The 1,217-nt window shown below is 40.0% G+C and carries 2 protein-coding genes; both read right to left on the bottom strand.

Annotated elements, in window-relative coordinates; translation table 11 throughout:
* Positions 1–173 (bottom strand): YigZ family protein (locus VXQ92_RS19200; RefSeq protein ID WP_416682874.1); only part of this gene is annotated, 173 nt, incomplete at its 3' end.
* 92 nt (positions 174–265) lie between these two features.
* Positions 266–1,217 (bottom strand): HlyD family type I secretion periplasmic adaptor subunit (locus VXQ92_RS19195; protein WP_416682873.1); only part of this gene is annotated, 952 nt, incomplete at its 5' end.

Below are 1,217 nucleotides of genomic sequence, written 5' to 3'. Positions count from 1 at the left end.
ACGTTATGACCAATTTTCCATGCCCAACATTGATGTGTGGTCGAGATATCTTTATTTAATTCTAAAAACTCTTTCACTTGCTGTTCATTTTCTACTGGCGCAGCAATCGCCTGAAATCTACTTTTTTTAATTTCTTCTTCAAAAGTAACGGGTGATGCAATCGTAAAAGCCATAAATGAAATAAAGCATAATAAAAATCAAATTATAACGTGAATTTAATAGAAGCAAACCTATAAAAAAGCCCCGAATTTCGGGGCTTTTTTTCTTATCTTTCTCTTAATGCTTCTTTGGCTTTATTAAATGGTTTAAGTAAGTAATCCAGTACAGTCTTCTCACCAGTACGAATATCTACAGTTGCCACCATACCCGGTGTAATACCGAATGCTTTACCTTCTTTATTGTAAAGCTTGTCGGAGTCAGTTCGGATATAAACACGATAATAGAATTGATCCTGTTTCACTTCATCGCGAATGGTATCTGGAGAAATAACCGTAACCTTACCTTTTAAACCACCATAAATTGAGTAGTCATAAGCAGTGATCTTAACCAAAGCTTCTTGACCAGGACGAATGAACGCAATGTCACGTGGCAAAATACGGGCTTCAATTAATAACTGTTCATCAATTGGCACGATGGTCATTAACTTACCGTTTTGTGGAATCACACCGCCATGCGTTGTCACTGTAATTTCTTTTACCACACCGCGCACAGGAGCTTTAAATACGGCACGTTGTAAACTGTCATTACGGCCCATGACAACTTGTTGTTGAGTTTGCGTGTCAGTATTTGCTTTAGATAACTCTTCACGTGCCTTAACGTAGTATTGGTTACGTGCATCGTTCATTTTGTTTTGCAAATCATTTGCTTCACGGCGTAAGCGTAAAACCTCAACCTCACTAGCAGCACCTTTGGCAACCAAAGGCTCTGTCATGGCCAATTCTTGCTGAACCAGTTGTAAAGCCTGTCTTAATCCTGAAAGCGTTTGTTCAAGATCGGCTCTACGTGATTCATACAAAGCAGTCTCTTCATGAACAAGCTTCGGATCTTGTGCAACTATTTCAGGGAAAACCAGTGGTGTACCGTTCACTTCCGCACGTAAACGTGCTGCTGTGGCCTGAGCTGCAATTAATAAAGATCTCGACTCACCCACATTTGAAGCAAAACGGGTTGGGTCAAGCTGAGCAAGAATTTGCCCTTTTTGGACAATATCGCCTTCT

This window comes from Acinetobacter sp. 228 (assembly GCF_048147885.1).
This window is presented reverse-complemented; position numbering and strand designations above follow the sequence as displayed.